The following is a 23,373-nucleotide window of genomic DNA, read 5'->3' on the forward strand; positions in this document are numbered from 1 at the left end:
TTATACCAGCCATTCTTTGGGCAGGCCGAGCTGGCGGGCGTAGTGGGCGGGGGCCGCGTAGTGAACCCAGCTCAGGAGCTTATGAATGTCGTCGGCAAACTCGATATGGTAGTCGGGGTCCAGTTTGGCTACTTTTTTCAGCACCTGGTCCGTTCGTTTGGCAATGTAGTCGGCGGCTTTGTCGGTCCGCGAGTTATACTTGGCCAGGAGGTGGGCGTTGTGGTCGTAGAAGGTGTTGAGCATGTACAGCATCAGCTCGACTTCGCCATACTTGTCTTTGGTCACTTTCAGATGCCGGGCAATGTAACCGCTTACGGTACGCATATCCATCATCAGCCAGCCCGCCGAGTCGGCGTTGAGGTTAGCCGTACGGTCGATGAATTGCCGGATCAGGTCGCGCCGTTCGTCCAGCGTGGCGCTGTGCTCAACCAGTTCGAACTGAAGCTTTTCGGTCAGCACCGCATCTTTGGCAATCAGCCGCAGCAGCAGCTTATCTTTCTCCACACCGGGCATGTGAACAATAGCTTTCTTCAAGTCAGGATCAAGCGCAGGCATTAGGTAGTGATGAGTTAGGAGTGATGAGCGATGAGCTAAATTAATGTGAATTACAGATTGTATTGCATGGGTTGTGGTTTACCAGGGGTTTTGGCGTTGTTTAGGAACGGCGGTTTTCGCCGAACGAGCCGTAAAATACAGCGGCTGGCCATGCGGGTTATGTACCTGACGGCACATCGTTTTCGCCGAAATCCAACGGGGCTACCGACCCTACCGACGCTACGCTGTGAAGGCCCTGACGGGCCACGGCTCATTCCCAAACACGGTTATCGTATTAACTTGAATGATGCCATTATCATTCATCGCTCATCGCTCATCGTTCATCGCTCATCACTCATCACTCCTAACTCATCACTACTCTCACACGCCCACGATATCGCCTTCGTCGGCACGAATTTTGTCTTCGATGTAGGCAATGATTTCGGTGGCTATATCGGCGCCGGTAGCGGTTTCGATCCCTTCCAGGCCGGGCGATGAGTTTACTTCCAGCACCAGGGGGCCCCGCTCGGAAGGCAGCATATCGACCCCCGCCACTTTCAGCCCCAGCGCCCGGGCGGCATTGATGGCTGTCTCCTCTTCGTCGGGGGTGAGCGTTACGGCGCTGGCGTTACCGCCCCGGTGGATGTTAGACCTGAATTCACCTTCTACTCCCTGTCGTTTCATGGCACCGACCACGCGCCCGCCCACCACAAACGCCCGGATGTCGGACCCTTTGGCTTCGGCTACGAACTCCTGCACCAGCACGTGTTTTTTCAGGCCATAGAAGGCTTCGATGGTCGACTTGGCCGCTTTCGTCGTCTCGGCCAGCACCACGCCGATTCCCTGCGTGCCTTCGAGGAGTTTGATCACGACCGGTGGACCACCGACCAGCTTGATGAGCTGCGTTACGTCGCCGTTGCGGGGATGGTTGGCAAAGACCGTCTTGGGCAGACCGACCCCGGCCTTGGAGAGTACCTGAAGGCTGCGGAGCTTGTTGCGCGAGCGGGTGATGGCCTGCGACTTGGCCGTTGTGAAGACCTTCATCATCTCGAACTGCCGCACAATAGCACAGCCGTAGTCGGTAACGGACGCCCCGATACGCGGCACGATCGCATCGAGCTGTTCGAGTTCCTGCCCCTCGTACAGTACCGACGGGCGCCCGCCCTCAATGACGACCTGGCAGTTCAGATGATTGACCAGCAGAGCCTCGTGACCGCGCTCGGTAGCGGCCGCCAGCAGGCGCTGCGTCGAATATAGATTCGGATTGGCCGATAAAATGGCAATACGCATTAGTCTGTGTGAAGTGAGTACCTATTCCGGGTCAGCCGTCCCGGTAGAGACGCCGTTGTGTGAATAGGTAGTGGAGTGAGACGTGTGTTGAACCAAAGGCGCTTTGGCCTGATACGATAGGTTTTTCTGGGAAACGTCTACCAGAAAGCGGTTACGGAGTAGTTTCCGGCCGAGCAGAACGGGATTTTTGAGCCGTTCGCGGTCGGCCAGGGTAAACTCGGCCCGAATCCGGCGGCCGAACAGAACCACGCAGGTTTTGATGACGTACCGCTTTTCGGCCACGCCAAACGAGTTCCGGATCATGCGCTGGCTGTACTGATCACTGTAGAACCGCCGGGCGGGCTCGCCGGTTTTGCCGATCAGCCAGAAACTCAGCCGGGTTCGCTCCCCGGCCCGTACCAGCCGCACATTCTTGCAATGCAGCGACGACGTAAACGCGCCGGTATCGACTTTCGCCTGCACCTCGAACAGGCCCAGATCGGGAAAGTCGATCAGGTCGGTCATACCGATAACTTGTTTCGGTTTCATGTGCGGAGGGACAGGTGCGGAGACAGGATGATGTAGCCTCAGGCCCGTATAACCCGGCTGAAGGTAAGTGAGAGATCGAGCATGATCATTTTAGCGCGGGCATTGCGTTCGAGGTGATAGGCCGCTTCGTTGAGATCAGCTACAATCCGTTCGATATGATCGATAGTTAGTACTTTGGCAAAGTTCTTTACAAACGCCATTTCATCGTCGGGCAGACGCAGCAATGCCCCGGCCCCCTGCTGCCACAGAAATAAATCCCGGTAGAGCCGGATGCTGTAGTCGAACAGCCCCTTCTGCTTCTCCCTGCTGAAACCGTCGAACTGGTCGGCCTGTTTCACCAGTTTCATTAAATCTTGTTTGTAACAGTCGCGCATCCACTCGGCAAACCAGGCGTGCTGCTCTGAAACAGCCACCCCACCGGCTTCCTGCTGGCTCAGCCGCAGCCCTTCGGCCAGGTTACCATCGGCCAGGTAGGCCACGCGCCGGGCGGTTGTTTCGTCGAGGTTGAGTTGCTGGCGCAGGTAGGTGGCCACTTCCTCGTCCGTAAACGCCCGCACGGCTACCCGCTGCGTGCGCGACAGAATCGTGATGAGCAACTTGTCGGGCTGGTTGGTAACGAGCAGAAACAGGGTCTGGGCGGGTGGTTCTTCCAGCACCTTCAGCAGGGCATTGGCCGAAGCGACGTTCATCAGCTCGGGCAGCCAGATCAGCATGATCTTATACGCCCCTTCGTAGGACTTGAGCGACAGTTTCTGGAGGATAGTACGCGCTTCTTCGGCCGAAATATTGCCCTGTTTATTATCCCCTCCCATGGTAGCGAGCCAGTCGGGCAGGGTTCGGTAGGGCCGGTCGAGCAGGAACTTACGCCAGTCGGCGAGGTACGTTTCGGAAGTTTTTCCTTTCCCCAGGTTGGCCACCGGAAATACCATGTGCAGATCGGGATGCACCAGCTTCTGGATCTTGACGCAGGATGCGCACCGGCCGCAGGCATCCTGAGGTTGTTTGTCTTCGCAGTTGACGTACTGAGCCAGCGCCAGCGCCAGCGCCAGGTTGGCGCCCCCCACGGGCCCATCGAACAGCAGCGCGTGGGCCAGGTGGTTGGTCTGCACCGCCCGCAGCAGCAACTGTTTGGTGTCGTCGTGACCGATGATGTCGGAGAATTGCATGGCTCAGTAAGAACGGTCCGAACCGTCTGACAAGGCGTAGATGGTTCGCAGCATGGTTTCGTCGACGTCGTCAAAGGCCCGGTTCCGGCGCGAGAAGGCTTCGCGCGCGACCTGCAGGGCTTTTTCGATCCGGTAGGTTGCGAAACCGGTGTCGGCCCCGCCCCACGAAAACGACGGGATGTGTTTCGGCTGGAAGCCTCCGCCATAGACATTGGCACTGACGCCCACCACCGTACCGGTGTTGAACATGGTGCTGATACCGGCTTTGGTAAAATCGCCCATCATCAAACCACAGAAAATCCGGCCCGTATCTTCGAGCTGGCCCGTGGCGTAGGAATGAAGTTTAACGTTGCTATAGTCGTTCTTGAGGTTCGAGTTATTGACGTTAGCTCCCAGGTTGCACCACTCGCCCACGACCGAATTACCCAGAAATCCATCGTGTGCTTTGTTGCTGTAGCCGAAGAAAATGGAGTTACCGACCTCCCCGCCTACTTTACAGCCCGGCCCGATGGTGGTGTTGGAACGCATCTTGGCGCCCCAGTTAACGGTCGAGTCCTCCCCGAGCGCAAACGGCCCGATAACGACCGACCCTTCGCTGATGGTGGCGTCACGACCAATGTAGATCGGCCCGCCTTCGGCGTTCAGGATGGAAGCCCGTACCGTAGCGCCGGGCTCGATGAATATATTCTCGGGGGCGTAGCAGCGGGTAAACGGATCGGTCAGGGGGGCCGACGCCCGACCGGCGGTGATGCGGGCATAGTCGGCCCGGATCTGATCGCCGTTGTTGACGAAGATATCCCACAGGTGCCGCACAATGGTGAGCGGATCAGCACCCGGATTCGCCACGAAGGTATGGGTATGCTGCGGCAGCGCCGGCAGCTGCGACGCATCAGTGGCGGTATGTTCGGTACGCAGGGCCAGCAGTAACCCACTGGACGCGATCAGGCTCTCGCCGATCTGTAACGAATCCAGCCGTTCTACCAGGACGGTTGTGGGGCAAACCGCCCCGTTCACGTACAGATTGTCGGAACCGGCCTGTTGCGGAAACCGGGCCTGCAGATACGGCTCCGTCAGGTACGATGGCGTCTGGCCCAGTATATCGCCCCATTTTTCGGCCAGCGTCCGGATGCCGATCCGGATGCCCGCTACCGGCCGGGTGAACGTAAACGGCAGCAGCGAAGTGCGGATAGCCGCGTCGTCGAATAAGATTAGATTGGACATTACTTTGCGTAATCTGGCGGCAAATATGGCGGCTTAATTCAATTTTGTCATTCCGTAGAAAAAGTAATCTTCGCTAAGGGCAAGACATTCCTGCCTGCGTAACATCTTCTGACACGAGTGAACAACGAACAACCGAACCTGGACCGTATCATTCAGCATATTGCCCACCAGCAGGAGGCAACCGGTTTGTTTCCGTCCGTCCGGCATAGTCCGGCGCTGGGGTATCGGCGCCCCGACACCAACGTCTTTTTCACGGCCGTTACGTTATTCACCCTCCAGCCGCTCTACCCGGCCTGTTCGCCCGAATCGCAGCAACAGATTGACCGGATGCTGACGCGGGCCCGGGCAGCTTACCCCCGGTTCCGCAACAAAGATGGGCTCGACACCTTCAATTTCTGGCCTACGCGCCCTTCGCAGCACTTCCCCAACGGCTACCTGTTCCGGCATTTCGACCATTTCCGCATTCCCGACGACATTGACGATACGGCCATGGTTTACCTCACCGAGCCGCGAACAGCCCCCGAGGCCCGCTGGCTAAAGGAGAAGCTCAGCCAGCACGCTAATCTGGCCGACCCGGGCGGGCGGGGGCCTGGCCTGCCCCGACAACAGATTCGTACGACCTACCCCGACTACCGTGATTTGCGGGTATATTCGACCTGGTTCGGCAAGACCATGCCCATCGACTTCGATGCCTGCGCGCTGAGTAATCTGCTCTACTGCATTTACCACTACGACCTGCCCCGCAACCAGAACGACGCCGACTCGCTGACCTACCTGCGGCATATTGTGGAGTCGGGCCGGTACGTGGCCGATCCGTTTCGCTGCGCTCCGCATTACGCCCGCACTTCGCTCATCATCTACCACCTGGCCCGGTTCGTGGCCGCTTTCTCTCCGCCCGAACTGGAACCCGTCCGGCACCAGCTCGTTGCCGACGCCCGCCAGCTCCTGACCCGAACCCATAATCGGCTCGATCGGTTGCTGCTCTGTACCTCCCTGCTGCGGCTTGGCAGTCCGGCGCCCCCCGTCGATCTGACCAGCCTGGACAACGATATCAGCGGCTTCCATTTTTTCATTGCCGGTATGCTGACGGCTTACGAACAGCCCTGGTTACGCCGGTGGGCCGACCGGCCTATCACCCAGATGCGCTGGCAGTGCGACGCCCACAGCTGGGCACTGGTTGCCGAGTATATCTACTTGACAACCAGATAGTATACCCCTTTCAGTCAATCTGTTACTGGAAAACAAGGCATTCTGATATATTTGTAAGTCAGGTGCCTGACACAGCGTCAGCCTACCTTGATATCCACTCCATGAACGTATTTTTCCTGCCGGCCAGGCCCCTTTGGGTGCCGCTACTCCCCTGTCTTATTTTCCTGCTGGCCGGATCGCTGGCCCAGGCCCAGACCGTTCAGCAGCTCCTCGACCGGGCTGACCGCGAGCCTGACCCGGCGCAGGCCGTCTCGTTGTATACAGCCCTGCTCCGCGCCCATCCCGATGTAGCTGATGCCTACTACGGCCGGGCGGTGGTTCTTACCAAAATCGGGCGGTTTCCCGAAGCCCTGCGCGATGCGAATCAGGCGCTGGAGCGAACTCCAACGGCGGTCAGGGCGCTGGCTCAGCGGGCGTACATCCACGTTCAGCTCAATGACTACGACCAGGCCGCTGCTGACTACCGCAGTGCCATCCGTCTGTCGCCCCAGGCCGAGTATTACAGCGGACTGAGCTATTGCCTGACCAAACACAACCGACTGGACGAAGCCGAGCAGGTGGCCCAGCAGGGTATCGACCTCAACCGAACCTCACCCTACGCGTACCGAAATCGGGGCCGCGCCCGGCTGCATACGGGTCGGACCGATATGGCCATCGCCGACTTTGAAACCAGCCTTCGCCTGCAGCACGCCCAGCCCTACCGGCTCTATACCGACCTGGGCGAAGCCTACGAACAGAAAAACATGCCCGAAAAAGCCCTGGGCTGCTACCGACAGGCCCTCGAGCTGAACGCCAGCTACGTAGACGCCCGGGTTCGGAAAACTATACTCGAACAGCAGCTCAACGTAGGCAGCAGCTTACCCGTAGCCACCTTCTCGGGCCGACGGGTGGCGCTGGTGCTGGGCAATTCGGCCTACCTGCCCGCGTCGGCCGGTGGACTGGGCGACCTGCGCGGCCAACCCGTTAATGACGCCCGCGCCATGCGTCAGCGCCTGACCGAGCTGGGTTTTACGGTACAGATCAGCACCGACGTCAGCTACGAGGCCATGCGGCAGACTATGGAACAGTTCTATAAGCAGGCCCAGGGAGCCGATGTGGCGCTGCTCTTCTACGCCGGCCATGGTATCGAATACGCGCAGACCAACTACCTCTTGCCGGTAGACATCCGCTTCGGCGGCAAACCCGTTGCAGTGGCTCAGGCGGGCGGGCGCGGAGTGGTGCCCGAACAGCCGACCGGACAGGCAGACAATGCGGGCATCAGGGCCATTTCGGTGGCCACCGTACTGGACCGGCTCCAGGATCAGCAGCCGCGCTTCTGCATCATTATCATGGATGCCTGCCGCACCGCACCGGCAGGCATCCAGGCCGAACTTAGGCCCGGATTCAGCCCCGTACGGGTCGAGAACCGCATTGATAACTGCTACGTGGCGTCGGCTACCGCCTGGGGCGCCACCGCCAGCAACGGCCCCAACCAGAACGGATATTATACAGAAGCCCTGCTCAAGTTCATGCGCCGTGGCCAGCGATTCGACGATATTCTGGCCCACACCCGCGGAGAGGTAGAAGCCCGAACCAGCCAGACCGGCTCGAAACAATCGCCCGAGTTTACCAACCGCGCTATTGAACGAATCATCTTATAAAGTTATCCCTCTTTGCTCCTCCCGTTTACCTACCTAGTCCTATGAAGATGCTGAAACTTGTTCTGGTTATCCTGCTCGGCCTACTGCCGTGGTTAAGTCCGGCGCAGACCGAAGTAGCGCAGTACAAAAAACTGGAGTCGGCCACTATCCTCGAATTTCCGGAGCCGTACCGGCAGATGATCATCTACCTCGAGGATGATGAAGACAACCGGCATACTACCATTACCATTGTCGACACCACCCTGTTTGTCAAAAAAGCGGCCTTCGGGAAACGGAAGAAAAACATTAAACCGGCCGATCTGATGCAGGCTTCCGACTTTCGGCCAGGCATGAAAATAAACCTGTGGGTCAACTACTACCAGATCAGCCAGCGCAACGAAGCCGAGCGGATCAGCCTCGACGAAAGCTACTACGGCCCCACCTCGCTGGTGGGCATCTACGAAAAACTCGACGGCAACCGGGCCAGCATCGACGGACAGGCGGTGATCTTACAGCTCGACAAAGGCAAACACATCGACGGGCTCGACGAGTGGAAAGGCAAAAAGTTTACCTCCTTTGCCGATATGCAGCTGGGCGCCGAAGTAAAGGTTTACGGAGAACGCAAACCCGACGGGGTGATCTATGCCAGCCGGGGCACCATGCGACCCGTTGAAATGAGCAAGGAAGATTACCTGCTTCGGCGAGCTACGGATAACGAGCTGCGGGTAACACGAGGGTTTTTGAGCATTGCCGACGCCTGGCAGTTTCGACTGATCGCCAACAACCAGCTGGAAGCCTACATCAGCACCGTTGGCCGCCGGCTGATTCCTGATTACCTCAAAGCCCTGCCCGTTGATCACCCCGACCACGTGGCCTTCAAATTTTTTCTGGTCAACGAAGGCAGCTTCAACGCATCCTCATACCCGAACGGGGCCGTAGTGGTCCATACGGGCCTGCTGACGAAGATCGAAAACGAAGCTCAGCTGGCCGCTATTCTGGGCCACGAAATTGCCCACGTAACCCAGAAACACCACGCTCAGCAGTTTCGGAACCACCAGAACTGGGAAGCGGTGAAAGCGTTTGGCGCGGCCGTAGCCGCCGGCACCGACGACAAAACTCCACTGGAAGTAACCAGGGTAGCGGCCGAAATGTCGGTCAGTACGTTCAGCCAGAAGCAGGAAACCCAGGCCGACCGCATCGGGCTCCACTACATGATCAACGCGGGCTACGACCCCCGACAGGCGGTCGCCATCTGGAGAAAACTGGCCGAAGAAGCCAAGGAAGAGCAGCAGAAAGGACAGCAGAAAAATGCGCTGAACTGGATTCAGAAATCGTACAAAGGCACCGCAAGCGGAACGGTCGAAACCCGGAAACTCTCCGCGCACAAAACAGCTCCGGCGCCCGCCCCCGCTCCTCAGCCCCTTTTTCCGTCACATCCCCGCCCCCGCGATCGCTACACCCATGTCAACTTCCTAATCTCGACTACCTACGTTCAGCTCAATATGACGCAGATGAATACGGGCGACAGCAAGTTCAGGTCCATGATTGCAATGCTGTCGAAGCCGGGCGGCAGCATCCGGCAGGCCGGCCCCGCTCCCAAACCCAAAAAAAAGTCGTAATCCCATGAAAGCCGCTGTTCTGTTCTGGTGCTTACTGATCCTTGGCACGACCCTACAACCGGGCCGGGCCCAAACCCTGCACTTCATTGTTTTTGCCGACACCGACGACCCTAAAATCGGCACCGCCAACCTCAAAACCCACACCTACCTGGCCAACGACCTGGCCCCGGCCGTGGCGAAGCAGAGTGGGCTTACGCTCAACTTCACCAGCTACACGGGCGACCAGTGCCGCCCGGCCGAGTTCGATGCCCGGCTGGCCAGCCTGACTCCCGGCCCCGCCGATGTGGTGTTTTTCTACTTTGCCGGCCATGGCTGGAACAACCGCCAGAACAACTTTCCGTCGCTCATTCTGGGCAACGCCAACACCGACCGCGCCACGCTGGAAAGCAGCTCCCGCAATCTGCTCGATGTTTACGAACGCCTGCGGGCCAAAAACGCCCGGCTCACCATTGCCATCGGCGAAGCCTGCAACAAAGAGCGCTCCGACGAACCCCAGCAACCGCCCACCAGCAGCCGCCAGCCCGATTACATGAAAAACACGGCCTACAGCCCCGAGCGGTTCAGCCGCCTGTTTCGAAACTACCGGGGCGGGCTGGTACTGGCCAGCAGCCAGCGGGGCCAGCTTTCCAACTGCGATCCCAAAGGCGGGCTGATGAGCATTGCCGTACAGAACACCCTCCGACGGCTGCTGAGCGATGATCAGAAGGGGCCGCTCTCCTGGGAGCTGGTGCTGCGGGAGATAACCCGCCAAACCGAAGTAGCTGCGCAACAGGCCGGCCATCGGCAAACCCCGCAGTACCGGCTGGATCTTCGGCAGAGCGAAGTCGCAAGCGCCAAACCAGTTGCCCGGCCCGGTGTATCAACGTCTCCGTCGACTCCCTGCGCCCCCGTCGATGCCTACGTCAACGAGACCGCTCTGACCGGTATCAAAGAAGACCTGCCGCTGCTGAGAGCCATGAACGAGAAAGTAGACTCCGACAACGCCGACGAATACGCCCGGCAGTTTCTGACCTTCTACCGCAACCAGAAACATTTCTACGACAACCTCGGGCAGATGGTCTTCTACGAGTCGAGCACGATGCCCGAGCGCTGCCGACCGGCGTTTCAGCGGAGCATCAGCTGGATTCGGGAAAGCACGACCGAGATCAACGAGCGCTATCAGACCATCCAGAAATTTGCGCTCAAGCCCAGACTGCTGGCGGCCCAGGCCCGGAGCGAACTGCCTTCTCTGATTACCCGGCTGGAAGAAATTCTGGAACAGCTCGACAAATAAGGGCAGGCGCCATACGGGTTGTCAGAGACTCATACCGCCATCGACGAAGATCGTTTGCCCGGTTATGTACCGACCCGCTTCGGAGCAGAGCAGGAGCGCCATGCCCGCAATGTCGTTGGGTTGGCCCATGCCACCCAGCGGAATCTGCATACGCTGGGCAATGTGCTCAGGTACTTCGGGCGTCGGTTCGTCGGTACGGGGCGTTTCGATCACCCCCGGCGACAGGTTATTGACCGTAATCGACTGGCTGGCCAGCTGAAGCGCCAGATTTCGGACCATGTTGGCCACCGCGGCTTTGGTGCCCGCGTATACAATCATGGACGGGTGAGGCTTCTCTTCCTGCACGCTGCCAATGGTCAGGATACGCCCCCAGCCGCGATCAGTCATATCGGCCACGAATCGCTGGGTGATCAGCAGCGTCGATTTCCAGTTGGCGTTGACCTGCCGGTCAAATTCGTCGGCGTCGGTATCTTCCCACTCGTCGGGCAGCTGGATCGAGGCATTCAGCACCAGAATATCGATGGGGCCGAGCGCCTGGCGGGCCTGGTCGTACAGCTGATCGGCTGCGTCGGGCCGGAGCAGATCGATTCCGATGGCTGCGCTCCTGACACCCAGCTGCCGGATTTGCCCGACAACCTGCTGCGCTTCATCGTCGCCTTTGCGGTTATGAACGAGTACGTTAGCCCCAAATTCGGCCAGCGCGAGCGCAATGGCCTGGCCAATTCCCTGACTGGAGCCCGTGACAAGGGCATTTTTCCCGGATAGATTTAACAGGTCCCTGATCATACGTTAAAAAAGGGCCGGAGCCGAAGCCCGGGCCGGTAGAAATGGTATTGATTGATTCACGAAAACCGGGCTTGTCGTATGCCGGTACCGCATAAACCACAAACCAGAGCGCGCAGCCCTGTAAAAATTAGCCAACGTTCGGCTGCGGCTAGTAGGTCTTGGTCATATCGGCCGGAATGGCGATGACAAAATCGGCCAGGTTCCGGTTGTCCGACGCCGGCTTGTCGGGGTCCGGCATCTCGACCGACGAGATCGTCAGGATGCGCAGGCTGGGCTGCTGCTGCCGAAGGTACCACACAATACCCTCGAAGTTTTTGGAGTGATAATCGCCGTTCAAATGCAGCAGGGTCTGGCCCGGCTGGCGGTTCTGCCGGATAAAATGGGCCATCGTTGCATCTTTGATGGCCTGCGCCCGCGCAAAATTGGCAGCCCGGTCGCCGGTAGTGCCGTGGGCTGCGTTGGTTCCCATCATGTCGAGCATGGCGCGGTAGCCAGGCAGGGTCAGATCAACCGTCAGCGGCAGCGGGGCCATCTGTCGTTTAGCGTCGGCGGGCAGGGTGTCGAGGGCAGCCAGGCCCTGCCGCGATACCAGACTGGCATACCGGCGGGGTACGTTCGTGGCTACGAACGGAATCTTCTGCTCGCGGGCTATATCGACAATGGGTTTGTAATCCGTGTCGAAGTTGGGCCAGAGCCGCGCCTGTCCGGCCAGTTCCTTAGCGGTGGTTTTACCCTGTACGTAATCACTGAGGGCGGTCTGGTTATCGGCTTCGAACATCTCGGCCCCCAGCACCAGCGCCCCTTTTTTCTGCGCCACCAGGTCTTTGGCCAGCTGTAGCTCCAGCCAGTGACAGATCGGGTTGTTATGCAGTTCGCCAAACAGGACCACATCGGCGTCGGCCGCCTGCCGCAGCAGTTTGGCGTACGTTGTCGATTTCAGCCGGGCGTCGTAGAGCTGATAAGCTGGTTTGTCGGGCCGGAAGGCAACCCCCAGCAGGCAGAGTAGAAAAAGCGAAAAGCGCAGGCGAAGTAGCATGGCAGCGTGTCGTGATGGGGCCAGATGACCTGTCCCTCTAACTAATCTGCCCGGTAATAAGTTGACAACCCCTTGCGAACAAGGCCCGCCCGTAACTAATTTAGGAGACGATTGGTTACGTCTGTGCCCGTCAACGCCTTCGTCTTCCCATGCATTTATTCGATACGCTTCGTTCGTTTCCGGTTTTTGAACACGTGCCTTCCGAGCAGCTTCAGTGGGTTGTTGACCGGGCCGAAGAAGCCGCCTTCGCGGCCAATGAGCCTATCAACAAAACCGGCGACCCGATCGACCACCTGATGCTGGTCCTGGACGGCCGGGTCCGGATCGAGTGGCCCAACAGCAACGGCGATGAAATTGCGATGTACGAACCCCAGTCGATTCTGGGGGTGCTGCCGTTTTCCAGACTCGTCAAAGCCATGGGGCAGGTGGTGGCCGACAGGCCGACTCACGCCCTTCTGCTGCACCGCAGTCACTTCCGCGAACTGGCCCACGCCTGCTACGAACTGACCGAAGCGCTGGTTCATCAGATGACTACCCGCGTCCGGGACTTTACCCGGCAGGCGCAGCAGAACGAAAAAATGGCTTCCCTCGGCCGGCTATCGGCGGGTTTGGCCCATGAGCTGAACAACCCCGTAGCCGCCGTTGTCCGATCGGCCGATACGCTGAAAGAACACATGCGGGCCACCCCCGAGGCTTTCAAAGCCATCATGCACCTGAGCCTGACCGACGATCAGGTCGACTCGGTCAACGAACTCATCTTCCGGAAAATTGACCAGAAACCACCCGTGCTGACCATGATGCAGCGCAGCCGCCTGGAAGATGAACTGACCGACTGGCTCGACGATCAGGGGATTGACGGCGTTACCGACAGCTCGACGCTCGACCTGGCGGGGCCGCTGGTCGACTTTGGCTTCACCGCCGACGATCTGGACTGGATCCTGGAACGCATCGGGGCTAACAATCTGGCGGGTGTCGTGGGCTGGCTGGTCGATAACCTCGTGACCGAAAAACTGGTCCGGGACATCAGCGAAGCCTCCAAACGCATCTCTACGCTGGTCGGCTCGATCAAGAATTACACCCACATGGACCGGGGTTCGGGTAAAACCGAGGTCGACCTGCCCGAAGGCGTTCGCTCTACCCTCGTTCTGCTCGACCATAAACTCAAAAGCAAAAAGATCAGCGTAACGCTCGACTTCCCGCCCGACCTCCCGCTCGTCTGCGGCTGGCCGGGCGAGCTGAACCAGATATGGACCAACCTCATCGACAATGCCGTCGATGCGCTGCCGGAGGGCGGTCAGCTGACCATCCGCAGCGCCGTAGATCGCAACGAGTTTGTTCTCACCAAAGTCATCGACAACGGTTCGGGGATTCCGGCCGATATTCAGGATAAAATATTCGACCCGTTTTTTACGACCAAAGATATTGGCAAAGGTACCGGCCTGGGCCTCGACATCGTGCAGGGCATTATCCGACACCACAATGGGTCGATCCACGTCCGTTCCCAACCCGGCGAAACCGTTTTTTCGATCTGCCTGCCCATTCAATGAGTAATTGAGTGATGAGCGGTGCTGTAGCATCCGCTTACTTACTCGCTCACTCATCTACTCAATTAACCTTATTCGTATGCGTCTGCCCATTATTCTCTCGATTGACGACGACCCACAGGTACTTCAGGCCATCCAGCGTGATCTGCGGCAAAAGTACCGCCGGCAATATCGCATTCTCTGCACCGAATCGGCGCAGGAAGCCCTCGACTCGCTGACTGAACTTAAGAAAAAAGGGGAAGAAGTGGCCCTTTTTCTGTCGGACCAGCGCATGCCCGACATGACCGGCGTAGCGTTTCTGACGCAGGCGCGGCAGGTGTTCCCAAATGCCAAACGCGCGCTGCTGACGGCCTATTCGGACATCGATGCGGCTGTACGGGCCATCAACGAGGTGCAGCTGGACTATTACATTGCCAAACCGTGGGACCCACCCGAAGAGCGGCTCTACCCCGTGCTGGACGACCTCCTGAGCGACTGGCAGTCGAACCACCGGTCCGGCTTCGAGGGGCTGGCGCTGATCGGCTACCAGTTCTCTCCTCACTCACACGACCTCAAGGATTTTCTGGCGGGCAACCTGTTCCCCTACCAGTGGCTCGATATCGAGAATAACCCCAAAGCGCAGGAACTGCTTACACTACACGGCCTGACGCCCTCCGACCTGCCCGCCGTTGTGTTCGAAGACGGAACGGTACTGACGCAGCCCAGCCTCAGCGACGTCGGCGAAAAGCTCGGCCTGGTTCCCAAAGCATCGCAGGAGCTGTACGACCTGGCCATCATCGGCGCCGGACCGGCCGGGCTGGCAGCGGCTGTCTACGGCGGTTCCGAAGGGCTGCGGACCATCCTGATCGACAAGCGCGGACCGGGCGGGCAGGCGGGTACCAGCTCGCGCATCGAAAACTATCTCGGCTTCCCCAACGGCCTGAGTGGTAGCGACCTGACCCGGCGGGCCATTACCCAGGCGCAGCGATTCGGCGTGGAGTTTCTGGCCCCCCAGGAGGTTGTCTCCATTAATTCGCGGGGGCAGTATAAAGACATCAACATGGCCGACGGCAGCAAGGTCGTAGCGCGGGCGATCCTGCTCAGCACGGGGGTGTCGTACCATAAACTGGAGAACCCCAGCCTCGACCGGTTTACGGGGGCCGGCGTCTATTACGGAGCCGCCACCACCGAAGCCTATGCCTTCAAAGGTAAGTCGGTGTATGTGGTAGGGGGCGGTAACTCGGCCGGGCAGGGCGCCATGTACCTGTCTCGAACGGCCTCGGAGGTATTCATCTGCATCCGTCGCCCCGACCTGACCGAAACCATGTCGCAGTACCTGATTGAGCAGATCGACCGAACGCCGAATATTACCGTGCTGGGCTGTACGGAAGTAATCGAAGCGCTGGGCAAAGACCAGATGGAATGCGTTGTGCTCGAGAACATGGATACCCACGAGCGCCGGACCGTTCCGGCCGCGGGCCTGTTCATCTTCATCGGCACCAAGCCCTATACCGACTGGATCGAGATGGACATCATCAAAGACCCCAAAGGCTTCATCGCCACCGGCCGGGATCTGGCCAAATACGCCGACTTCAAAAAAGTATGGCGACAGGCCCGCGAACCGTTCTCCCTCGAAACCTGCAGCCCCGGCATCTTTGCCGCGGGCGACGTTCGGGCGGGGGCCATGAACCGCGTAGCCTCGGCCGTAGGGGAAGGCGCAATGGCCGTCAGCTTCGTCCATAAATACCTCGCTGAGAACTAAACGGACCAGGTCAGCAACGTTTTGGTTGGCAATACCTACGGGCTCGTTGTACCTTTGGGTCGTTTTGTATCGACAGCCACCTCCGGAGGTGGCTGTTCACTGATGACTGATTATGACTGATCGTTACGCCCAGCGGGGAGTTTCCGCCAGCAAAGAAGACGTACACGCGGCTATTGCCCAACTCGACAAAGGCTTATTTCCGAAAGCGTTCTGCAAGATCGTGCCCGACACCCTGGCCGGCGACCCGGATTTCTGCACCATCATGCATGCCGACGGCGCCGGTACCAAATCGTCGCTGGCGTATCTCTACTGGCGCGAAACCGGCGATCGGAGCGTATGGCGTGGCATTGCTCAGGATGCCGTGGTCATGAATACCGACGATCTGATCTGCGTAGGCGCTACTGGTCCGATGCTGCTGTCGAGTACCATCGGCCGCAACAAAAACCTGATTCCGGGCGAGGTCATTGCCGACATTATCAACGGTACCGAAGACGTGCTGGCCATGCTGCGCGAACACGGCATCGATGTGTACAGCACCGGGGGCGAAACCGCCGACGTCGGTGACCTGGTCAGGACCATTATTGTCGACAGCACCGTTATTGCCCGGATGCGACGCGATCAGGTTATCAGCAACGACCGTATTCAACCCGGCGACGTGGTGGTTGGGCTGGCCTCGTTTGGGCAGGCCACCTACGAAGACCAGTACAACGGCGGTATGGGCAGCAACGGCCTTACCTCGGCCCGCCACGATGTGCTGGCCCACGCGCTGGCCGACGCTTATCCGGAGAGCTTCGACCCGGCCGTTGACCGAAGTCTGGTTTACAGCGGTTCCAAACGCCTTACCGACCCTGTTGAAGGGACCGGGCTAACCGTTGGGCAGCTGATTTTGTCGCCCACGCGCACCTACGCGCCCGTTGCCCGCGTCCTGCTGGACGAACTGCGGCCCCAGATCCACGGCATGGTTCATTGCTCAGGTGGCGCGCAGACCAAAGTGCTTCACTTTGTCGATAATCTGCATATCATCAAGGATAACCTCTTCCCTATTCCGCCCCTGTTCCGGCTTATTCAGCAGGAGAGCGGAACGGCCTGGCAGGAAATGTACAAGGTATTCAACATGGGCCACCGGCTCGAAGTGTACCTGGCCGAAGAACACGCCCAGCGGGTGATCGAGGTATCGGAGTCGTTCGGTATTCCGGCGCAGATTGTCGGCCGGGTCGAGTCGTTTGCGGGTAAACAGGTGACGATCCGCAGCGAGGTCGGCACATTTACCTACTAACATTTGGGTTAGCTTATTTTTATCTACATTCGTGGCGATTTCGTTACTCGCCATGCGTTACTTCTACACCTTTTGTCTGTTAACCCTGTCGGCTATAGTGCAGGCGCAGGTTAACTTTTCGGCCACCTGGCCTTTCAACGGCGCTACGACGGGCAGCGCCACCCATGCCAACGTAAGTACGGGCGGAGCCAGTTTTGTCGGCGTAGCTCCCAACAACGTAGCCGGTTACGTTCCCGGTCAGAACGGACAGGCCGTCAACGTAGCCAACTGGTCGCAGTCGGCAGCCTGCAACTTTTCTGAGTACGTTCAGATCAGCGTCAGCGCGCAGAACGGCCAGAGCATGACCCTTACCCAGCTGACTGTATTTGCCAACCGGTCAGGTAGTGGGCCTCAGGAGTTGCGGCTTCGCTCCAGTGTCGATAATTACGCGTCGGATCTGATGGTGTTTGCCGTAGGTACCTCTTTCCAGCAGGCATCGGCCAGCCTGTCAGGAGCGGGGTTTACCAGTCAGACTGGTACAATTACCTTCCGGCTCTACGGCTGTAATGGCACCGGAGGCACCCTCCGGCTCGATGACCTGACCATCAACGGCACCGTTACGGCCGCGCCCCTGCCCGTTTCGCTGCTTTCGTTCACCGCCAAACCCGAAGGTGACCGTGTGCAGATTGCCTGGTCAACCGCCTGGGAACGCGACGCCAGCCGCTTCGATATTGAACGCAGTGCCGATCTGAAGGAGTTTGAAACGGTAGGCAGTGTACCCGCCAGAGGCACCACCGACCAGCAGCAGCAGTACGGCCTTACCGACCTCAACCCCCGCCCCGGCACGAGCTACTACCGCCTGCGCCAGGTCGATTATAACGGCACGACCAACCTGTATACCCCCGTAGCGGTTCAGCTCAAAACCGGAGAATCGGTAGTGGCTGTTTATCCTAACCCAGCCGAGTCGACCCGGATTCATGTACGGCTCTGGAACGCCGATGGAGCTACCGTTCGGCTACTGACCATGTCTGGCCAGCCCGTTGCCGGCAGTCTGCACCGCAGCGCTGGCGAGGCTGACCTGATTCCGGCTCAGCCACTGACCGCCGGTCTCTACTGGCTCGAAACCACCCTGGGTGAGCAACGACGAATCCAGCGGGTACTGGTTCGGTAATGCCCTCACCAGCTGCTGGTTAGCTCTGCCGATCGAGTAAAGCCACAGCAAGTAAAGTCGGGATTGTCACCCCGTCAAAACCAGTTGTACCGCAGCAGAAAAATGGCTACCTGTGTATGGCTATTCGCCCATTCCCGACGGCTTGAGTCTACGTTCACGTCGAGTGATTTAGTATTGGGGCGACACCTACCCATCCTGATTGGCAAAAAAAACTCCGAAGCTATACATCTTCGGAGAGCTATTGTACCCGCGCCGATGCAGGCACAGTATGTAGAGTTAATGGGTACTTCGGTGATTCTTCACTAGCTCAATACGGCTGCCATAGCCAGCAAGTACGTTTTGATACGGGATGAAAACAGGCCTAAGCCACTTCGAGTTCAACCATTGTCGGGCGGTCCATTCGTTTAGACGCGTTTAGAATCTCAATCCCTACCATCATACCACTAGCATCATAATCAATGATCATACCCGGCCGGTCTGCATCGCTCTCTTCTATCTGTGCATCCGTTAGCTGAATGTAAAGTATATCCACCTCCCGGTCATATTTCACCTTCATAGTACTTCGGTAGTTTCGACGTCTTATAAACAGTTTTTACAACGCAAGGTTGCTTTTCCGTATTGACGAATACTCGTACTAAGTACGTACCTTTTTCCTTAAAATCAATTTTTGACTGATAAACCTTCTGTCCATACCCACCCGATTCGTCATCGATAATCTGGTCTGGACGAATTAGTATAGATTGAACAGTTTGATCATCGATACCACGTTTTTCCATTTGTTCTCTGGCGTGGTTCGACACTTCGTATAGGATGTCAGTCATCGATAGTCAGTTCATTATCAGCATCTGGCAAACAGACAATTAGCAGACAAGAGGCTCAACCTATGCCGTTTCACACGGATACGTTGAGCCTCTTGTCTGGACAATTACTGACTAGAAATCAGCGTCGAGCACAAATCCTTTGGGTTCTTCGGTTACCTTGGCGGTTTCGGCCTCGCTGCCGTCCGGGTTCTGTGAAGCCGCCTTCATGGCTTTGAACTTGGCCATTACTTCGCCCCGCTGGTATTCGCCCACGCGCTTTTCGAAGAAGTTTGTTTTACCCTGCAGCGAGATCATATCCATGAAATCGAAGGGGTTCGTTACGTTGTAGATCTTACGCAGGCCGAGCGTCACCAGCAGGTGATCCGCTACGAAAGCGATGTACTGCTTCATCAGATCGGCGTTCATCCCGATCAGCGACACGGGCAGCGCATCCGTCACAAACTCCTGCTCGATCTCAACCGCATTCCGGATAATATCGTACAGCTGCGACTCGGGCAGTTTGTTTTTGATGTGGTCCGTATAGAGCATACAGGCAAAATCGCGGTGCAGGCCTTCGTCGCGCGAGATGAGCTCGTTCGAGAAGGTAAGGCCCGGCATCAGACCGCGTTTTTTCAGCCAGTAGATGGAGCAGAACGAACCCGAGAAGAAAATACCTTCTACGGCGGCAAACGCAATAAGCCGCTCGGCAAAGCTTCCGTTCTCGATCCAGCGCAGCGCCCACTCGGCTTTTTTCTGCACGCAGGGAATGGTATCGATCGCGTTGAGCAGCCGGTCTTTCTCGGCCGAATCTTTAATGTAGGTATCGATCAGCAGCGAATAGGTCTCGGAGTGAATGTTCTCCATCATGACCTGAAACCCATAGAAGCATTTGGCTTCGGCATACTGCACTTCAGACAGGAAGTTGACGGCCAGGTTTTCGTTCACGATACCGTCCGAAGCGGCAAAGAACGCCAGCACGTGCGAGATGAAGTGCCGCTCACCATCGTTCAGACTATTCCAGTCTTTCATATCCTGACCGAGGTCAATCTCTTCGGCAGTCCAGAACGACGCTTCGTGGGTTTTGTAATACTCCCAAATGTCCCAGTGCTTGATGGGGAACAGCACAAAGCGGTTTTTGTCTTCTTCTAAGATCGGCTCGATCACATCGTGTTGTACCATGTTGGGGTTGTTAATTTATGTGGTGAAAGCCAGGTTGCAGGGCTGGCCATATCGACTAAAAATGGGCAAGCTTCTTCTGACAAAATTAAGCGGTACGGCCACTTCTGCAAGCCATTTTAAATTGGGTTGTCGATCCAGTCAAATAAGACATATTGGTAACACAAACACTATCAGCCTGTTGAGACAAAGGCAGTTAGATAGATTCTTGGAATGTTCATACTAACTAACAATCTGCCAGATGCTGTTCATCAAAAGCGTCTTCCAAACCTTGTTCAGCTGATAGAAACGAACTTCATGCATGGCTTCTAGTTACCTTTTGTAATTAAAAAATCAGGCCACCCGGTAAGCGCCGGATGCTGGGCCGGATGGCCGGGCTGACCCGTAATTTGTCTGTAGTAAATCGGAACCCCGGCCGGTCTGTTTTACGTTGCTAGTAAGAATAAGCCATCGCTTCGGCAAACCGACTGCAATCAACGCAACGTGACGACAGAAGACACCCCTACTGGCCAGCAAGCCGGCCTTACCGATATTGACCTGACAGGTTATGAGCAGATTGATGTGCTCGGCGCCCGTGAACATAATCTCAAGAATATTGACGTCTCCATTCCGCGTAACAAGCTGGTGGTCGTGACGGGCATCAGCGGCAGTGGAAAGTCGTCGCTGGCGTTCGATACCATCTACGCCGAAGGCCAGCGCCGGTACATGGAAAGCTTTTCGGCCTACGCCCGCTCCTTTATCGGCGATATGGAACGGCCCGATGTCGACAAGATCAACGGCCTCAGCCCGGTCATCTCGATCGAGCAGAAAACTACCTCCAAGAACCCCCGTTCTACGGTGGGTACCACCACCGAGATCTACGACTTTTTGCGGCTGCTCTACGCCCGTTCCGGCGAAGCATACTCGTACCTGACGGGCCGAAAAATGGAACGCCAGTCGCAGGATCAGATCATCGATACCATCCTGAACCAGTACGGCGGGCAGAAGATAACCCTGCTGGCCCCCGTTATCCGCAGCCGGAAAGGACACTACCGTGAGCTGTTCGTGCAGATCGCCAAAACGGGCTATACCAAAGTACGCGTCGATGGCGTGGTACAGGATATCGTACCGAAAATGCAGCTGGACCGGTACAAGATCCACGACGTCGAAATCGTCATCGACAGGCTGATTCCCAAACCCGACGACCGGTATCGGCTCAGCCAGTCGGTGCAGACGGCGCTGAAACAGGGCAAAGGTGCCATGCAGATGCTCGACGGCGACGGTACCCTCATTTACTTCTCGCAGAACCTGATGGACCCCGAGTCGGGCATCAGTTACGACGAACCGTCGCCCAACTCGTTTTCGTTCAACTCGCCCTACGGAGCCTGTCCGGTTTGTAACGGCCTGGGCGTAGTCGAAGAAATTACCGAAGAGTCGGTGATACCCGACAAATCGCTGAGCATCAGCCGCGGAGCCATTGCCCCCCTGGGCGAGTTCCGGGAATTGTGGATCTTCAAGGAAATTGAAGCGATTCTGAAAAAATACAAGCTTAACCTGAGTACTCCTGTCAGCAAGTTTCCCGACGAGCTGCTGCATGCGCTCATGTACGGCACCGACGAAGAAGCCGGCACGGCCACCCCGGCAGGGAAGCCATCGCCAGCAGAAGGTACGTATTCGTTTAAGTTTGAAGGGATCGTCAACTTCCTGAAACGGCAGCAGGAAAACGGCTCCGACAAGATCCTGGACTGGATCAAGGACTTCATGATCGTGAAAACCTGTCCCGAATGCGACGGGGCACGCCTGAAAAAAGAGTCGCTGTATTTCCGGATTGCGCAGAAAAACATTTCCGAGCTGGCCCGTATGGACATTTCGGAACTGGCGGCCTGGTTCAACGACGTCGAAAGCCGCCTGACCGATCGGCAGAATATCATTGCCAAAGAGATTCTTAAGGAAATTCGGAAACGAATCGGTTTCCTGGTCGACATCGGGCTGGATTACCTCACCCTCGACCGGTCGCTCAAGACCCTCTCGGGTGGCGAAGCACAACGAATTCGGCTGGCCACGCAGATCGGTACCCAGCTGGTTGGGGTGCTCTACATCATGGACGAGCCCAGCATCGGCCTGCACCAGCGCGACAACGTAAAACTGATCGACTCGCTCAAGAACCTGCGCGACCTCGGCAACACGGTTCTGGTCGTTGAACACGACAAAGACATGATGCTGGAGTCGGACTTCATCCTCGACATCGGCCCCGGCGCCGGTCGGCACGGTGGTCAGGTCGTGGGGCAGGGAACGCCCGACGAGTTTTTGAAAAATGGCAGCACCACCGCCGATTACCTCAGCGGCCGCCGGGCCATTGCCGTACCTGCCGAGCGCCGGAAAGGCAACGGCAAGTTCCTGATCATTAAAAATGCCACGGGCCACAACCTGAAAAACGTAAACCTGAAATTGCCGCTGGGCAAGATGGTCACGATTACGGGGGTGTCGGGCAGCGGCAAGTCGTCGTTGATTCACGAAACGCTGTTCCCGATTCTGAACCGGCATTTTTATAAGTCGAAGCGCGAGCCGCTGGCGTTCAAATCCGTGGAGGGGCTGGAGCATCTCGACAAAGTTATCGAAGTTGACCAGTCGCCCATTGGCCGCACGCCCCGGTCTAATCCGGCTACGTATACCGGCATGTTCTCGGACATCCGGCTGCTGTTTGCCGAGCTGCCCGAGGCCAAGATTCGCGGCTACAAACCGGGGCGGTTCTCGTTCAACGTGAAAGGCGGGCGCTGCGAAGACTGCGAAGGAGCGGGCATGAAAAAGGTGGAGATGGAGTTTCTGCCCGACGTACACGTGCTCTGCGAGACCTGTAAGGGCAAACGTTTCAACCGCGAAACCCTGGAAGTCCGCTTCAAAGGCAAATCCATTGCCGACGTGCTGGACATGACCGTAGAACAGGCCCTCGACTTCTTTGCCAGCCAGCCTAAAATCCTGCGCAAGGTAACGACCCTGAACGACGTAGGGCTGGGTTATATCACCCTGGGTCAGCACGCCACTACGCTCAGCGGGGGCGAGGCCCAGCGGGTTAAACTCGCCGAAGAGCTATCGAAGAAAGACACCGGTAAAACGCTGTATATACTCGACGAACCGACAACGGGCCTACACTTCCAGGATATTGCGCACCTGCTCGACGTGCTCAACAAACTGGCCGACAAAGGCAACTCGGTCCTGATTATCGAGCACAACCTCGACGTCATCAAAGTCTCCGACCACCTGATCGACCTCGGCCCGGAAGGCGGCAACAAAGGTGGCTTTATCATTGCGGAGGGTACCCCCGAAAAGGTAGCCCAGGTTGCCGGCAGTCATACCGGTAAGTTCCTCAAACTGGAGTTAGCCAGCTAAGCTACTCATGTTTTGCCGGCCAGAAACGACTCGGTCCGG

Annotated in this window: 19 protein-coding genes; 9 read left to right on the forward strand and 10 right to left on the reverse strand. The window is 57.6% G+C overall.

Translation table 11 applies throughout. The annotated features are described in order from the left end of the window. The 5 genes from EQG79_RS17455 to EQG79_RS17475 form a co-directional block, all read right to left on the reverse strand. Complete coding sequence (locus EQG79_RS17455; protein WP_077924365.1) at positions 1-555, reverse strand: hypothetical protein; 555 nt, start codon at positions 553-555, stop codon at positions 1-3. A 360-nt stretch (positions 556-915) separates the two neighbouring features. Next, positions 916-1,824: a 30S ribosomal protein S6--L-glutamate ligase gene (rimK, locus tag EQG79_RS17460; protein ID WP_077924366.1), complete on the reverse strand. Its 909-nt coding sequence runs from the start codon at positions 1,822-1,824 to the stop codon at positions 916-918. 21 nt (positions 1,825-1,845) lie between these two features. After that, complete coding sequence (locus EQG79_RS17465; RefSeq protein ID WP_317126255.1) at positions 1,846-2,352, reverse strand: ATP-dependent zinc protease family protein; 507 nt, start codon at positions 2,350-2,352, stop codon at positions 1,846-1,848. A gap of 38 nt (positions 2,353-2,390) precedes the next feature. After that, entirely contained in the window at positions 2,391-3,518 is a 1,128-nt protein-coding gene (holB, locus tag EQG79_RS17470) for a DNA polymerase III subunit delta' (RefSeq protein WP_077924368.1), read from the reverse strand. A gap of 3 nt (positions 3,519-3,521) precedes the next feature. After that, positions 3,522-4,739, reverse strand: coding sequence for a GlmU family protein (locus EQG79_RS17475; protein WP_077924369.1), 1,218 nt, complete (start codon positions 4,737-4,739; stop codon positions 3,522-3,524). Positions 4,740-4,856: 117 nt separating this feature from the next. Here EQG79_RS17475 and EQG79_RS17480 point away from each other — a divergent pair, with 117 nt between their 5' ends. The 4 genes from EQG79_RS17480 (at position 4,857) to EQG79_RS17495 (ending at position 10,459) form a co-directional block, all read left to right on the forward strand. Beyond that, on the forward strand, positions 4,857-5,948 hold the full coding sequence (locus tag EQG79_RS17480) for a hypothetical protein (protein ID WP_077924370.1): 1,092 nt from the start codon (positions 4,857-4,859) through the stop codon (positions 5,946-5,948). A gap of 101 nt (positions 5,949-6,049) precedes the next feature. After that, complete coding sequence (locus EQG79_RS17485) at positions 6,050-7,588, forward strand: caspase family protein (RefSeq protein WP_129602879.1); 1,539 nt, start codon at positions 6,050-6,052, stop codon at positions 7,586-7,588. A 47-nt stretch (positions 7,589-7,635) separates the two neighbouring features. Beyond that, positions 7,636-9,186, forward strand: a complete 1,551-nt coding sequence (locus EQG79_RS17490) for a M48 family metallopeptidase (protein ID WP_165358919.1) — start codon at positions 7,636-7,638, stop codon at positions 9,184-9,186. 4 nt (positions 9,187-9,190) lie between these two features. After that, positions 9,191-10,459 carry a caspase family protein gene (locus EQG79_RS17495; protein ID WP_077924373.1) on the forward strand — a complete coding sequence of 423 codons (1,269 nt, stop codon included), beginning with the start codon at positions 9,191-9,193 and terminating at the stop codon, positions 10,457-10,459. A gap of 21 nt (positions 10,460-10,480) precedes the next feature. On the opposite strand, the gene EQG79_RS17500 is transcribed toward EQG79_RS17495, so the two are convergent. Both EQG79_RS17500 and EQG79_RS17505 read right to left on the reverse strand, forming a co-directional pair. Continuing rightward, positions 10,481-11,245, reverse strand: coding sequence for an SDR family NAD(P)-dependent oxidoreductase (locus EQG79_RS17500; protein ID WP_129602883.1), 765 nt, complete (start codon positions 11,243-11,245; stop codon positions 10,481-10,483). A gap of 148 nt (positions 11,246-11,393) precedes the next feature. Continuing rightward, complete coding sequence (locus EQG79_RS17505; protein WP_129602981.1) at positions 11,394-12,269, reverse strand: ChaN family lipoprotein; 876 nt, start codon at positions 12,267-12,269, stop codon at positions 11,394-11,396. Positions 12,270-12,430: 161 nt separating this feature from the next. Here EQG79_RS17505 and EQG79_RS17510 point away from each other — a divergent pair, with 161 nt between their 5' ends. From EQG79_RS17510 to EQG79_RS17525, 4 genes are all read left to right on the forward strand, one after another. Continuing rightward, a complete protein-coding gene (locus EQG79_RS17510) occupies positions 12,431-13,828 on the forward strand; it encodes a sensor histidine kinase (RefSeq protein ID WP_129602885.1) in 1,398 nt (465 codons plus the stop codon). A 76-nt stretch (positions 13,829-13,904) separates the two neighbouring features. Beyond that, entirely contained in the window at positions 13,905-15,566 is a 1,662-nt protein-coding gene (locus EQG79_RS17515) for an FAD-dependent oxidoreductase (protein WP_129602887.1), read from the forward strand. A gap of 112 nt (positions 15,567-15,678) precedes the next feature. Continuing rightward, positions 15,679-16,842, forward strand: a complete 1,164-nt coding sequence (locus EQG79_RS17520) for an AIR synthase related protein (RefSeq protein ID WP_170315654.1) — start codon at positions 15,679-15,681, stop codon at positions 16,840-16,842. Positions 16,843-16,894: 52 nt separating this feature from the next. Then, positions 16,895-17,992, forward strand: coding sequence for a T9SS type A sorting domain-containing protein (locus EQG79_RS17525; RefSeq protein WP_129602891.1), 1,098 nt, complete (start codon positions 16,895-16,897; stop codon positions 17,990-17,992). A 361-nt stretch (positions 17,993-18,353) separates the two neighbouring features. Here EQG79_RS17525 and EQG79_RS17530 read toward each other — a convergent pair whose 3' ends face one another. From EQG79_RS17530 to EQG79_RS17540, 3 genes are all read right to left on the reverse strand, one after another. Beyond that, positions 18,354-18,548 carry a DUF2283 domain-containing protein gene (locus tag EQG79_RS17530; protein ID WP_077924379.1) on the reverse strand — a complete coding sequence of 65 codons (195 nt, stop codon included), beginning with the start codon at positions 18,546-18,548 and terminating at the stop codon, positions 18,354-18,356. Continuing rightward, positions 18,532-18,813, reverse strand: coding sequence for a DUF4258 domain-containing protein (locus tag EQG79_RS17535; protein ID WP_077924380.1), 282 nt, complete (start codon positions 18,811-18,813; stop codon positions 18,532-18,534). Before EQG79_RS17535 ends, EQG79_RS17530 begins: the two co-directional genes overlap by 17 nt. A gap of 111 nt (positions 18,814-18,924) precedes the next feature. Then, positions 18,925-19,971, reverse strand: a complete 1,047-nt coding sequence (locus EQG79_RS17540) for a ribonucleotide-diphosphate reductase subunit beta (RefSeq protein ID WP_077924381.1) — start codon at positions 19,969-19,971, stop codon at positions 18,925-18,927. Positions 19,972-20,451: 480 nt separating this feature from the next. Between EQG79_RS17540 and uvrA the strand changes: the two genes are divergently transcribed. Then, complete coding sequence (uvrA, locus tag EQG79_RS17545; RefSeq protein WP_129602893.1) at positions 20,452-23,334, forward strand: excinuclease ABC subunit UvrA; 2,883 nt, start codon at positions 20,452-20,454, stop codon at positions 23,332-23,334. Positions 23,335-23,373 lie beyond the last annotated feature (39 nt).

Origin of the sequence: Spirosoma sordidisoli (assembly GCF_004138325.1) — a bacterium.
In the GTDB taxonomy this organism is placed as follows: Bacteria; Bacteroidota; Bacteroidia; order Cytophagales; family Spirosomataceae; genus Spirosoma; species Spirosoma sordidisoli.

Excerpts from the sequence above, each read along its gene's own strand:
- EQG79_RS17455 (WP_077924365.1), bottom strand. The coding sequence starts at position 555 with ATGCCTGCGCTTGATCCTGACTTGAAGAAAGCTATTGTTCACATGCCC.
- rimK (WP_077924366.1), bottom strand. The coding sequence starts at position 1,824 with ATGCGTATTGCCATTTTATCGGCCAATCCGAATCTATATTCGACGCAG.
- EQG79_RS17465 (WP_317126255.1), bottom strand. The coding sequence starts at position 2,352 with ATGAAACCGAAACAAGTTATCGGTATGACCGACCTGATCGACTTTCCC.
- holB (WP_077924368.1), bottom strand. The coding sequence starts at position 3,518 with ATGCAATTCTCCGACATCATCGGTCACGACGACACCAAACAGTTGCTG.
- EQG79_RS17475 (WP_077924369.1), bottom strand. The coding sequence starts at position 4,739 with ATGTCCAATCTAATCTTATTCGACGACGCGGCTATCCGCACTTCGCTG.
- EQG79_RS17485 (WP_129602879.1), top strand. The coding sequence starts at position 6,050 with ATGAACGTATTTTTCCTGCCGGCCAGGCCCCTTTGGGTGCCGCTACTC.
- EQG79_RS17490 (WP_165358919.1), top strand. The coding sequence starts at position 7,636 with ATGCTGAAACTTGTTCTGGTTATCCTGCTCGGCCTACTGCCGTGGTTA.
- EQG79_RS17495 (WP_077924373.1), top strand. The coding sequence starts at position 9,191 with ATGAAAGCCGCTGTTCTGTTCTGGTGCTTACTGATCCTTGGCACGACC.
- EQG79_RS17500 (WP_129602883.1), bottom strand. The coding sequence starts at position 11,245 with ATGATCAGGGACCTGTTAAATCTATCCGGGAAAAATGCCCTTGTCACG.
- EQG79_RS17510 (WP_129602885.1), top strand. The coding sequence starts at position 12,431 with ATGCATTTATTCGATACGCTTCGTTCGTTTCCGGTTTTTGAACACGTG.
- EQG79_RS17515 (WP_129602887.1), top strand. The coding sequence starts at position 13,905 with ATGCGTCTGCCCATTATTCTCTCGATTGACGACGACCCACAGGTACTT.
- EQG79_RS17520 (WP_170315654.1), top strand. The coding sequence starts at position 15,679 with ATGACTGATCGTTACGCCCAGCGGGGAGTTTCCGCCAGCAAAGAAGAC.
- EQG79_RS17525 (WP_129602891.1), top strand. The coding sequence starts at position 16,895 with ATGCGTTACTTCTACACCTTTTGTCTGTTAACCCTGTCGGCTATAGTG.
- EQG79_RS17530 (WP_077924379.1), bottom strand. The coding sequence starts at position 18,548 with ATGAAGGTGAAATATGACCGGGAGGTGGATATACTTTACATTCAGCTA.
- EQG79_RS17535 (WP_077924380.1), bottom strand. The coding sequence starts at position 18,813 with ATGACTGACATCCTATACGAAGTGTCGAACCACGCCAGAGAACAAATG.
- EQG79_RS17540 (WP_077924381.1), bottom strand. The coding sequence starts at position 19,971 with ATGGTACAACACGATGTGATCGAGCCGATCTTAGAAGAAGACAAAAAC.